Here is a 12,152-nt window from a genome sequence, read left to right as displayed (position 1 = left end):
CGTCTCAAACCCGACATTGAACTAAACGAGAAACAAGAGCCGAAAACCCTTGATTTCCCCCATCCCAGCCCCCCACAAACCAGACTAACCCATCCCCCAAAACTGGGAGATGACCCACGGGAGCCTCTAAACTAAAGGTGAGGCGGTCATAGGTTAACCAACCATCCCCTTGCACCCAGCCCACCCGTTGACCCATTTTCCGCCAGATTGAAGGCTGTAGGAAACGAGTTCCCCCCAGTTCTAAATAAAGTTGTTTCTGTACCATTAAGCCAAATTTTCCCCCACTGGCCCCTTGCCAGAGTTGGTCTAAAATCAACAATTCTTGACAGGGGAAAGCCGCTAGGTCAGCTTGGGTTAAGTAGTTTTGTTTTTCTCGTTGGGCGATCGCAATCATCACCCGCGCCGTCTCCTGATCTGCTTCCTGCCATTGTTTCTGTTGTAACAAACATTCCAATCGGTGATAATTCCCCAGACGCTCCCGATGACTTACCCCCTCCGGCAGAGGCTCATTTTCCAACCGTAACGGCGCGGCATTGCCATTCACCGAGGCCGCCACTTCAGGGGTTAATTGGGCTTGCAGTTGATGGAGTAAACCGTTTAATTCCTGACGTTCATCACTCCCCTTAGACAGTTGTTCTTGTATATCCCGTAATAATGTAATCAAGGGCGAGTGAACTTGTAGGGTCATCCACATTTGCCGCGCCCAGGTTAAGCGCCGTTCTTCCCGTCGATGGTATTCGGCCGCCGTCATACGAGGGGAACGAGGGGTCAGATCCCACCCACAGGTGACACAAATTTCATCCTCGTTGGGGGTATATTCAGTTTGACAAACAGGACAATAAGCCATTGTTTTTTTGGTAGTGCAGGCTAGAGAAACACCACGCCACTGGGTTGAAGCTCCCCACCCACGAGGGGATGGGGCTTTCAACGCAACATTGCTGTAAAATGCGGCGAGAACGCCCTCATTGTACTCATGTTACATTTTCAACAGTCTAGCTTAATTGAAGCCCCCATCGAGCAGGTTTGGCAGTTCCACGAGCGCCCGGACATCTTGCAGCAACTCGCCCCCCCTTGGCAACCTGTGCAGATCATCCGACGACAAGGGGGGTTAGAGGTGGGCGCAATTTCCGAATTCCGGTTATGGTTAGGGTTTATTCCCATCACTTGGGTAGCGCGCCATACTCACTGTGACCCTCCTCATCGCTTTGTGGATGAACAAATTTTAGGCCCTATGCCGTCTTGGACCCATCACCACGAGTTCACCCCAGAAGGAAAAAATACCCGCCTAACCGACCGGATTGATTATAAATTACCGGGGGGATTGTTGGCGGAGTGGTTGCTGGGGGGGTGGGTGAATTCCCGTTTGCGGGAGATGTTCCGCTACCGTCATGAGGTCACAAAACAAGCCTGTGCAACCCTTAATGAGCGTTAAAGTTAACAATCACTTGGGCAATAGAGAAGTAGATAAACAGCCCTAAAATGTCTACAACGGTGGTAATAAACGGGGCAGACATCAAGGCGGGGTCAAAGCCGAGGGATTTAAACAGAAAAGGCAATCCTGCCCCTGTAGTGGCGGCTAAAATGGTGATCACAATGAGGCTCAGACCAACGGTGATCCCAATGTCTGGCTTGCCGAGAATGACAAACACCCCGGCCACTACTACAATCCCCATAATTAACCCCAAAAGACCACCTGCAATCAGTTCCCGGATAATCACCCAGACGGTTTTTTTCCCTTGGAGGGATTTCGTGCTTAGTCCCCGAATCACAACGGTAGAAGATTGAGCGCCGACGTTTCCTCCGCTATCAATTAAGAGGGGGGTAAAGAAGGAGAGAGCAACCACTTGTTCGATGACTTCTTCAAAACCACTGAGGATAAAAATGGTGGCCGAGTTGGTTAACAGGAGAATGGAAATCCAAGGGATGCGCTTTTTCACGACATCAAAAAGAGTCGCTTCAAAATAATCATCCCCATCATCTTGTAGGGCACCCATCAAATAAATATCTTCGGTGGCTTCGGCTTCGAGGATATCTAAAACATCATCAACGGTGACAACGCCTAATAAGTGCTGCTCTTGATCCACAATGGGGAGGGCGAGTAAATCGTAACGCTGGATGAGTTGGGCGACTTCTTCGCGATCGCAATTCGTGTAACTGTAGACAATATCCCGAGTCATAATCTGCTCAATGATTTGCTCAGGATTGGCTAAGAGCAAATCTTTCAGCGACACAATCCCCACTAATCGCTTCTGCTCATCGGTGACGTAGAGATAATAACTCACCTCCACATCTTGAGCTAAACGACGAATACGCTCCTCGGCCTCAATAATGGTCAAATTCTGCTTTAAGGCAATATAATCGGGAGTCATCAACCGTCCCGCCGTGTTGGGTTGATAGCCCAATAACAACGACGTAGCCTGACGTTCCTCTAAACTTAAATGATTGAGAAACTGCCGGACAATTTTGGGGGGGAGTTCTTCAAACAGTTTAGCCCGATCATCCGTGGACATATTCTCCACAATGCTGATCACTTCCTGTTCCTTGAAGTGTTCTAACAGCGCCACCTGTACTTTAGGCTCTAAATACTCATACACGGTAATAGCGGTTGTTTGATTAAGTAGCCGAAACCCAATCACCTGCATGGTTTCGGGGAGTTTCTCAATGGCTTCTGCAATGTCCACAGGCTGCACCGGAATTAACAGTGCTTTTGCCCCTTCATAGTTCTTTTGTTCTAAAAGCAATTCCAATTGCTTTTGTACCAGTTCCCGGAGTTCACTGCGGGAGACTGTGGTGCTAGGTGAAATATCAGTGGGCATAATGAGTCTTGGTCGTAAGGATTACAAGTAGAGAAATGTGAGCCTAGCTCTATCACAAAAGCTCAAAGTTAAGAAAATGACTAAACTCCTTGTAAAATACAAAGAGCAAACTTTACCCTGAATCTTAAACGGACAGTGTGGGAGTGTCAATCATGAATTTAGAAAACATCATCGAACAAATGCAGAAACCGGAATTTTATCCCCATCCGGTGCAAAATATTATTACCGTAATGCAAACCCACACCTCCTGTGTTTTTTTAACTGGAGACTATGCCTATAAAGTCAAAAAGCCTGTTAATTTTGGTTTTTTAGATTATTCAACCTTGGAGAAGCGCCAGCATTTTTTAGGGGCAGAATTAACGATGAATCAGGAAACGGCTTCCGATTTATATTTACAGGTTTTACCCTTGACTCAGGATGGAGAAAAATTAGCCCTTGACGGTTCAGGAGAGGTGGTTGATTATACCTTGAAAATGCGCCAATTTCCTCAGTCTGTTCTGTTGAGTGAAATGTTGGAACAGGGAAAACTTTTACCGGAACATATTGTTGAGTTAGGGCGAGTTGTAGCTGAGTTTCATAAAACCAGCAAAACCAATGATTATATTGAAAGTTTTGGCGAAGTTGAACAGATTAAACGGGCAGTTGACGAAAACTATCAACAGACGGAAAGCTATATCGGCACAGCCCAGACTTTAGAACAATTTACTAATACTAAAGCGTTTACAGATCATTTTTTTGCTACACAAGGGGACTTGTTTAAGCAACGACAAAAGGCGGGTAAAATTCGGGAATGTCACGGAGATTTACACCTAAGAAATATTTGTTTTTGGCAAGAGAAAGTACAGCTTTTCGACCGCATTGAGTTTAACGAACCGTTCCGCTTTGTCGATACCTTCTATGATGTGGCGTTTGCCATTATGGATTTAGAAGCACGGGGGAGAAAAGACTTAGGCAATTTGTTTTTAAATACCTATCTGGAAGTAACAGCAGATTGGCAAGGACTGGAAGTTTTGCCCTTATATCTGAGTCGTCAGGCTTATGTACGAGCTAAGGTGACATCGTTTTTACTCAATGATCCTAATATTCCTGAAGCGGAACGGGAGAAGGCATTAGAAACGGCGAAAAAGTATTATAAATTAGCCGATGATTATACGAAAGTTACACCGGGGCAAATTGTTTTAATGTCGGGATTATCGGGGGCGGGAAAAACGACGGTTGCGCGACAAGTTGCCCAGGAGTTGAAGGGGATTCATCTCCGTTCTGATGCGGTACGAAAACATTTAGCGGGAATGGCCTTAAATGAGCGGGGGAGTGATGATATTTATACTCCCGAAATGAATCAAAAAACCTATGATCAGTTGGCGGAGGTGGGGATTTATTTAGCGAGTTTAGGCTATGGGGTGGTGTTAGATGGGAAATATGATCGTTTGGCTTGGCGGAGTCGGTTATTAGAACAGAACAGCCGCTTTCGGGTGACTGTTGTTTACTGTAGCGCCCCTTTGGCGGTTTTGTGCGATCGCCTTCAGCAACGAGTGGGAGATATTTCCGATGCCACCGTTGACTTACTCCAGTCTCAACAAGCCAATTTTGAGGATTTCACCCCTATGGAACGGGAGCATCTGATAGAGTTTGATACAACTCAAGGGGATATTGCCCAAGTGTTAAACCAACTCCGTTAGCAGCACCTGCCCCCACCTCGCCCCCTCGCAGGTGGGGAGCGTTTCAGCACGCCCTAATTACTGATAACTCTGGTCATGAATCGTCGTAAAAACAGCTTCGGCATTTAAAACAATGCTCTGCACCTCACGAAAATAGCCCAAAATAAAAGGCTCAAGTCCTGGACTAAATAACCCTACAGGAGACTGTAACCCTTCTGGACTGTGTTGTTCAATTTCCTCTACTTGTTGAACAATAACCCCTAACATCAATTGTTGTTCCTTCAAAACTAACACATTCAACAACCCCAAATTAATGGCCTCTTGGGGTGAACTTTGCCGGGACAAAAAAGACTCTAATCCTAATAACAAATTTAAGTCTACTAACCACAGCATTTCCCCCCGCCAATTATACAAACCCAGAGCATAAGGGGGGGTGTCTGGCACGGCGAGAACTTGATTAACTTCCACCCGCACAATTTCCTGAATATACTCCACAGGTAACATTACCTTGTTATCAAGTCCCAACTGGAAACAAAGATAGCGCTGCTCAGGGCTAACAGGCTCTAGAACAGGCTTTTCTCTAAGGGTTGGGGTGGGGGAGAGGGCATCCGGTTCAAGGGGGCTAGATGGCTCTAAAATCGACTCCTGAAGGGATGAACCGGACTCTAACCAAGCGGCGAGATCAATGGTGAGGGCGGGGGGGGTGAGGGTGAGACGATGGCTCCAGAGTTGACCTTTTCCGGCTTGATGGGCGGTGATATCAATGGTTTGAAGGCCTTGGGGTTTCTGGGTTTTCAGACTGGCTTGAATTTTGCTCACGGTACGGGCGCGATCGCATGGTTGGGAAGCGGTCAGTTGTATAATCAGCTTAGATCCCTGTGTGGTGGTGTTTACCGTGATGCCTTGGGGCTGGAGTTTTTGGTTTAACAGGGTACGGATTGCTTGCAGGTTGTCAGTTTGCACCATCGGTTAACTTGGGGGGGATTGTACCGGATAGAATTTGATTCTAGCCTTATCATACAAGACAAAAGCCGTTGATCTGCTGTCCCTACCTTGCATTGATGATGACTCCAAACCCTAAACCTATGGAAAGCTGGCCCCAGGAAAAAAAGTCTGTTGCTTTATCTTGGCAAGCTTTGTTTACAGGCTTAATGTTTTTTTATATGTATCTGCCCATTTTCGTGCTAACGGTGTATAGCTTTAACCGTTCAGCCTATAGTGCGGGGTGGACGGGGTTTTCTTGGCGTTGGTATGGCAAGTTATTCAAGGATGGGCGAATTTTGCGCGCTTTGGAAAATAGTCTTGGGGTGGCTTTACTGGCGGTGACACTGGCGGCTATTTTGGGGACTATGATGGCGGTGGGCTTGGCAAAATACCGCTTTTGGGGAAAAACGCTATATCGGGGGGTGTCCTATTTACCTTTAATTGTGCCGGATATTGCGATCGCTGTCTCTACCCTCATTTTCCTAGCGGTTTTGGGCATTCAATTGAGTTTATGGACGATTGTCATTGCCCATGTCGTCTTTTGTTTGGCCTATGTTGCCATTGTTGTTTCCTCCCGTTTGGCGAATTTAGACCCCCATTTAGAAGAGGCTGCCCTCGATTTAGGCGCAACTCCTTTACAAGCGTTTATACAAGTTTTATTACCTGAACTTGCCCCGGCTATTATTGCCGGATGTTTGCTCTCGTTTGTGTTAAGTATGGATGATTTTCTCATCGCTAGTTTTACGGCAGGAACCGGTTCAACCACTTTACCGATGGAGATTTTCAGCCGCATTCGCACCGGGGTTAAACCGGATATTAATGCCTTGAGTGTGCTACTCATGTTAAGTTCTGGGGCGGTGGCTTTGTTGGCGGAATATTTACGGTATAAGGGCGCACAAAGGCGAGGAAATTAACGGGTCAGCCTTACCGTCGATTAAACTCCAGTTGACCAACATATTTAAACGAACTAAACTTTTCTTCTCCGGTGAACATTCTCACCTCATAGGTTCCAGAATCTGGGAGTGGGCAGTGAATGCGTGATCCTTGACTAGCAGACTCCCCACAATTCCCTAATTTAGCGCCTCCTTTCTCAGCATAACTGGTCAAAATCCAACGTTGATAAGGATTTTTGACTTCAATCACCGCATCACCGCTAATATCGCTTTGAGAGCGGGTCGGAGTCACTAATTCTAACCCTTCGGCAAAGAAACGAGGTCTTAAAATAGGCTGTCGGAAAAATTCACCCCGCGATAGGGGATGGGGTAGAAGTTGCCATGTTTCATCATCGGGCAAATGGGTAATAGTCATGACTTGCGGGGGGGGTAATAAATAATCGGTGCGATAGTTTTTGTGGAAACCGGACTCATCAACAAAACCACTATCCCAAGTGGAGTCAATAAGATACCATTTCCCCTCAATTTTGGCCGCATTCCAAGCATGACCTTCCCCACTAAGTTCACTGGTGGAAGTACGCGCATCTCCGACAACATAAACAATTTCTTCGCCGATGGCTTTTCCGAGTGCTTCGAGAAGTTTGGCATACCCGGCACAGACGGCTTTTCGGGTGAGGAAAACGATTTCTGGGTCTTGTGGGGGAATTTGATTGGCAAAATAAGCCGGAGCATCGTAGGCAATGCGATCCGCGACATAATCATGTAGGGCTTTGATCCGTAAAACTGGATCTTTTTCTTGTTGGGCAATGTATTGAGCGACCGATTCTATGCTAATTTCCGACCTAGCAGGAATATTCACGACGGCCGGATGCAAACCTGCATTCCGCCAAGGCCACTCTTGATCAGTTTGTTGGGGGAGAGGAGGGGCAGGGGCTGGACGTTCTGGGATGGGGGCAATCTCTTCCGGCTGAGGTTGAACGGTGGTCGAGTCGGCATATTTTTGATAGGGATTGTGGTGAAAGGCGAGATAGAGCCATTCTAGACCGTTGGCGGTCTTGAATAAGGCTTGGCGGGTGAGTTCTACTGGCGACCCGGTGAAGTTCTCTAGAAACCAGTCCCCTCGGGTGGCTAGGGCGAGGAATGAGGTTTGGGGTCTGAGGGCGAGGAGGAGGATAATAAAGGCTAGGTTTAAGGTGAGGGTGCGCAGGGCAATGCGATCGCCCCAACTTAAACTGAGTCCCTTTCGTTGCGGTTTGCTTCGTCTGGCTTTCCAGTCCCAGAATACAGGCAGCAAGGGAAAGAGCAAAATTCCCGAAAGCAAGGCTAACCAAGTTGGTCCGTTAATAAAAACAATCAGGGAGGAAGCCAGCCAAACGCCTAGAAGAGGGGTCAGGAAAACACTGAGAGAAAAGGCTAGTCGAATCAAGGCTAGGGGAATTGTCCAAACAACAAACTTCATAGAGGTAGTTCCAAAAAATCGGCAGATTGAATCATCCGTGCTGCACGATTGGTCAGTGTTTTTAATGGGGTGTGAATATCCCTCTAAGCACTGTTAATAGGGTTTTTAGCGGTTTATACCAAATTAAATAGACTTGAGGGCAAAAACCTGAATTTCCCCTGTTCCCTTGACTTCTAACAGCGAGAAACTGCAAGGTTTTAGGGATAAAGAATCAAAAAGGCTTGCCTTTTTCCGACTCTCTCCCCCCTGTTCCCCGTTCCCCACCGGGAGCAGAGTTATATTGCTACGCAACGCTTCGCGTTTGCTACGCAACGCTTCGCGAACGCGGAGCGTCACGAAGTGAACAGCAAGCCCTATTTAATCCTAGGAAAAAGCGATTTTTTTAGTTCATGGTTGCATCACTGAATGGTAGAGCGTGGGACATGGGTGGTGCGTTGTAGCGTTTCTACTGGTACAGGAGACGAGTAGTAAGCAATCACCAGAGTGGGAATAGCAATCGTCAAGATGGCGATCGCGGTTCCGAGAATAGCTGCCCATTTACTGGGAGGCTCAGAAGCGTTAGCGGATGGACCACTAGATTCCATAAGTGATATGAACTAAAAAGCGGACGGCAAGTGAGTTGAGTTAAATAGAGGATCTCGACAATAAAACCCCTTACCCAATTGTAGCCCTAGATTTTCTGAGCGGGTTGTTTTCTGTGCCACCAAAAATAAAAACCGCCACTGGTGTGAGGGCGGTCTGAATAAGCAATCGGAGGGTGATTGTAGTCTAAGGCGAGGCCGGGATTCCGTTTGTTACGGATTTTACGAAAGCCTGTTCTGGCAGGGAATTTTAATGAAGAGGCCCCCCTAAAATCACCTCGGCGATCGCATTTGTCACCGCTTGGGGAGCTTCTCGCCCCAGTTGTTCGTACCATTGACGAGTGACCTCCGGATCTTTACCGTGGATTTGTTCGGCCCGTTTCCGCGCCTTGCGGATGATGCTATTCCCCCGCTCCCGCCGTTCTTGGTTATACCGTTCTAGGGCATCCATAACGCTTAAATTGGTGGTTTTCAAGTAATTGGTTAACACCCAAGCATCCTCAATGGCCTGACAGCCCCCTTGCCCTAAATCCGGGCAGGTGCTATGAGCCGCATCCCCCAACAAAGCCACCCGCCCCCGCACATAACTATCCAGAGGGCTAATGTCATGAATCTCTGGCCGAGCCACTTGTTGAGGATCTAACCGTTCAATTAAATGCTGTACAGGTTGCGCCCAGCCCTGAAAATATCCCCGCAATTGTTCCCGATACTGTTCCGGTTCTGGGGGGGTTCCGGCCGGGAGCGGCACATCAAAGAAGAAATAAAAGCGATCGCCTCCCACAGGCATCATCGAAGCCCGTTGATGTTGTCCCACATAAATCACCCAACAATCGGCCGGGGCTAACTCTGGACTGGTGGGGACTAAACCATTCCAATTCACATATCCCCCATAGTTGAGCGCCAACGGTTTCCCCGTCACATACTCCCGCAACACCGAGCGAATGCCATCGGCCGCCACCACCAGATCCCCGCGATCGCGTTCTCCGTTGGCAAAAAGCGCCGTTACGCCCTCTGGGTCCTCCTCCACCCCAATACAGTCATAACCTAGTTTCACCTCCCCTCCGTAGCCTGTTAAGAGCATTTCCTGTAAATCTCGACGGGCGACAGGATAGGGGCGTTGTCCCACTTGTTCAATAAGGGGGTGTAAGGGGATGTGATTCAAAACCTCCCCTTGATGGGTGCGATACTCCATCACATTCATCTGGCCGCCAATCTTGGCGATCGCCTCCCCCAACCCCAAACGATTCAAAACCTTAACCCCATTGGACCACAGCGAAATCCCCGCCCCCACTGGACGCAATTCCTGAACCCGGTCATACACCCGTACTTGATACCCCGCTTGTTCCAAGGCAATAGCGGCAGTTAAGCCCCCAATCCCCGCCCCAATGACGATTATTTTTAACCCTTCCACCGTGTTCTGTCTCCTGCTTCAAAACAACACTATTCCCCGTTCCCTATTCCCCGAATCAGAGTAATCACCGTTAACTCCGGAGGGCAATTAATGCGGCCGGGGAAATACGTCCCTAATCCGCGATTCACATAGAGTTGATTCTGCTCAATCGAGTGATACCCTTGCGCCCACTCCCAATGTTTGACCACTCTGGCACATTCCCGCAAAATGGGGATATAGGGATGTAGGGGTTTAGGGACACGGTGACGGACTGGCTGCATAAGTGCTGGAATTGAACCCAATCCGGGGAGGACAAATTGTCCCCCGTGGGTATGTCCAGAAAGTTGTAAATCCACCCGCCAAGGTTGCAGGAGGGCGGCTGTGTCGGGATTATGGGAGAGGACTAAACGGGGGGTGTCTGGGTCTAGTTGTTCTAGGATAGGCTGGGGGTGGAACTCCCGCGACCACAAATCCGCCAATCCGACGACGGGCAGGGCAGAACCGAGGGGATAGGCGATCGCATTCCACAACACCTGAATCCCAACACCCGTCAGCGCCTTCACCACATGATGACGAGAAAACGGGAAATAATTATCATGATTCCCCAAACAAGCCACCACCCCACACCGACTTTCTAAATACTTCAGACGTAACGCCAAATTGTAGATCGGAGTCGGATTGTCCGTAATATAATCCCCAGTCAAAACCACCAAATCCGGTTTTTCCTGATTCGCCATTTCAATGGTTTCTGCTAAGAGTTCTTCCCCTAGACGTTTGCCATCATAATGCAGGTCAGACAAATGAACTAACTTTGTTCCCTGTAACGATGGGATAAGATCCCGAATCTTGATCGTTACCCGTTCAACAGTCAAAGGTTCTACAAAAATGGGCTGCATAGTCCCCTCACATCAAGAGTCAGAAAATCCGGGTTCTAACACCCACCTTAACCCACCTGTAACACCTGAGCAACCGTTAAAGGCTCTCTCTGCCCCCATTCAGTTAATAACTCAGAAACCATCCCCTCTTCCCCCCTAAAAATAGCCTCCTCATACAACCCCCTTACTAACCTTAACACCGTAATTTGTTCTTGCATCGGGTCAATAATCCAATACTCCCGAATCCCCCGCGCTTGATATTGAGCGCGCTTATAACGGTAGTCTCGCTCCTCATTTTCTCGCCCCGGACTCACCACTTCCACCACTAACTCAGGGGGCGGCATTTCTAAGGAAATCATCGAACGACTTGCCCCACTCAAAGCTTGGGCTAATTCCTCCGTGAGTACCATTAAATCCGGTAGTCGCACCGTTGCCCGACTGCCCATAACTGCAAGTTCTGCACCAATTCTTAAGCGATAAAATGGCAGACCTAACTGTAAAAAATATGCCAATAAAAACATGGCAATGCGTTGATTAATATCACTTTCACTAGGCATATATAAAAGTTTCCCATCTTCTAACTCATAACGGGAATCACTGCCATCATCATAGTTGAGAAACTCCTGCAAAGACATCTCTTTTGAGGGTATTTCTTGGGGTAGCTGAATAGTGGTAATCATGACTTTCTCTCCCCTAACCTTGTTACGTCATCTTTGCCTATTATAGTGGCTCAAGAAGCAGGCAACAAATACAATCCGGGTTTAGCCTCAGCACTAGGCAGCAATTCATGGCTACTTTTTACCCCTTGTTGTTCGCAGAGTTGGGCAAAACGTTGTAGCCCTTCGAGTCGCGCTGAAAGTTCGCTGAGGGTGTCTAGATATTCTGCTATGGCAATTTGGCGGTGTCGCCATTGGGGAGTGAGTTTTGCTTGAGTGCGAGTCATTAACCAAGAGATAAAGATAAGCTAGTTGACCTGCAAGCCGTGGTCATACTTTATTCTCCAGAGAAATTTTAACAGGACTCATCCCGTTTACATCGATTCAACGGGTTAGTTTGCGCTGCCGCTTCACCCAACCTACGGGTTATAGTTGACAAGGATTCCCTTGCATTCTATAAGTATTATGTTGGTATTCCTGACTAGCAGTGAACGCATTACCCCTGAATGAAATAATCCTTGGGGATTGTCGTGAGGTGATGAAGATACTCCCAAGTGACTCTATTTCTGCTTGCATCACAGATCCTCCCTACAACTATGAGTTTATCGGCCATAAATGGGATAACTCAGAAATTCAACGGCGTATCAGCAAAGCTAAAAGTAAGGATAGTAAAACTTTAGTTAAAAACATTCCCTATGGCAGTGGTTTAGCAGGTGGTGTTAGAAATGAAAGGTGGTATCAACGTAATCGAGAGAACATCTTAGATTATGAAAAGTGGTGTCTTGAATGGGGAATGGAGCTTTATCGTATTTGTAAACCCGGTGCAACAGTTTTTATTTT

General features: G+C 47.6%; 12 protein-coding genes and 1 pseudogene. 4 read left to right on the top strand and 9 right to left on the bottom strand.

Annotated features, from left to right (window positions below; genetic code table 11):
- Nucleotides 1-4 precede the first annotated feature (4 nt).
- The gene (locus tag SPI9445_RS27780; protein ID WP_017306149.1) at nt 5-847 is read right to left on the bottom strand and encodes a GUN4 domain-containing protein; all 843 of its coding nucleotides are present in this window, start codon (nt 845-847) and stop codon (nt 5-7) included.
- A 126-nt stretch (nt 848-973) separates the two neighbouring features.
- Here SPI9445_RS27780 and SPI9445_RS0117915 point away from each other — a divergent pair, with 126 nt between their 5' ends.
- Nucleotides 974-1,432 (top strand): SRPBCC family protein, encoded by a 459-nt coding sequence (locus tag SPI9445_RS0117915; protein WP_017306148.1) that lies wholly within the window; start codon nt 974-976, stop codon nt 1,430-1,432.
- Here SPI9445_RS0117915 and mgtE read toward each other — a convergent pair.
- Nucleotides 1,419-2,816: a magnesium transporter gene (mgtE, locus tag SPI9445_RS0117910; RefSeq protein WP_017306147.1), complete on the bottom strand. Its 1,398-nt coding sequence runs from the start codon at nt 2,814-2,816 to the stop codon at nt 1,419-1,421. The genes SPI9445_RS0117915 and mgtE overlap by 14 nt on opposite strands.
- Before the next feature lie 152 nt (nt 2,817-2,968).
- On the opposite strand from mgtE, the gene SPI9445_RS0117905 reads away from it, so the two are divergent.
- On the top strand, nt 2,969-4,495 hold the full coding sequence (locus SPI9445_RS0117905) for a bifunctional aminoglycoside phosphotransferase/ATP-binding protein (protein WP_017306146.1): 1,527 nt from the start codon (nt 2,969-2,971) through the stop codon (nt 4,493-4,495).
- A 57-nt stretch (nt 4,496-4,552) separates the two neighbouring features.
- On the opposite strand, the gene SPI9445_RS29395 is transcribed toward SPI9445_RS0117905, so the two are convergent.
- Nucleotides 4,553-5,440, bottom strand: coding sequence for a chemotaxis protein CheW (locus SPI9445_RS29395; protein WP_017306145.1), 888 nt, complete (start codon nt 5,438-5,440; stop codon nt 4,553-4,555).
- Between the two features lie 119 nt (nt 5,441-5,559).
- Here SPI9445_RS29395 and SPI9445_RS0117895 point away from each other — a divergent pair, with 119 nt between their 5' ends.
- The gene (locus tag SPI9445_RS0117895) at nt 5,560-6,372 is read left to right on the top strand and encodes an ABC transporter permease (protein WP_017306144.1); all 813 of its coding nucleotides are present in this window, start codon (nt 5,560-5,562) and stop codon (nt 6,370-6,372) included.
- A gap of 10 nt (nt 6,373-6,382) precedes the next feature.
- Here SPI9445_RS0117895 and SPI9445_RS0117890 read toward each other — a convergent pair whose 3' ends face one another.
- The 6 genes from SPI9445_RS0117890 to SPI9445_RS0117865 form a co-directional block, all read right to left on the bottom strand.
- A complete protein-coding gene (locus SPI9445_RS0117890; RefSeq protein ID WP_017306143.1) occupies nt 6,383-7,810 on the bottom strand; it encodes a transglutaminase domain-containing protein in 1,428 nt (475 codons plus the stop codon).
- A gap of 398 nt (nt 7,811-8,208) precedes the next feature.
- Entirely contained in the window at nt 8,209-8,394 is a 186-nt protein-coding gene (locus tag SPI9445_RS28800) for a TLTLP motif-containing protein (RefSeq protein ID WP_071525306.1), read from the bottom strand.
- Nucleotides 8,395-8,641: 247 nt separating this feature from the next.
- Entirely contained in the window at nt 8,642-9,802 is a 1,161-nt protein-coding gene (gene hpxO / locus SPI9445_RS0117880) for an FAD-dependent urate hydroxylase HpxO (RefSeq protein ID WP_017306141.1), read from the bottom strand.
- A 29-nt stretch (nt 9,803-9,831) separates the two neighbouring features.
- Complete coding sequence (locus SPI9445_RS0117875) at nt 9,832-10,677, bottom strand: metallophosphoesterase (RefSeq protein ID WP_017306140.1); 846 nt, start codon at nt 10,675-10,677, stop codon at nt 9,832-9,834.
- A 47-nt stretch (nt 10,678-10,724) separates the two neighbouring features.
- On the bottom strand, nt 10,725-11,336 hold the full coding sequence (locus SPI9445_RS0117870; RefSeq protein ID WP_017306139.1) for a Uma2 family endonuclease: 612 nt from the start codon (nt 11,334-11,336) through the stop codon (nt 10,725-10,727).
- Nucleotides 11,337-11,386: 50 nt separating this feature from the next.
- The gene (locus SPI9445_RS0117865; protein WP_017306138.1) at nt 11,387-11,599 is read right to left on the bottom strand and encodes a hypothetical protein; all 213 of its coding nucleotides are present in this window, start codon (nt 11,597-11,599) and stop codon (nt 11,387-11,389) included.
- A gap of 251 nt (nt 11,600-11,850) precedes the next feature.
- On the opposite strand from SPI9445_RS0117865, the pseudogene SPI9445_RS32200 reads away from it, so the two are divergent.
- Nucleotides 11,851-12,117, top strand: a pseudogene (locus SPI9445_RS32200) (DNA-methyltransferase); the annotation flags it as partial.
- Nucleotides 12,118-12,152: the final 35 nt, after the last annotated feature.

Origin of the sequence: Spirulina subsalsa PCC 9445, from assembly GCF_000314005.1 — a bacterium.
In the GTDB taxonomy this organism is placed as follows: Bacteria; Cyanobacteriota; Cyanobacteriia; order Cyanobacteriales; family Spirulinaceae; genus Spirulina_A; species Spirulina_A subsalsa.
This window is presented reverse-complemented; position numbering and strand designations above follow the sequence as displayed.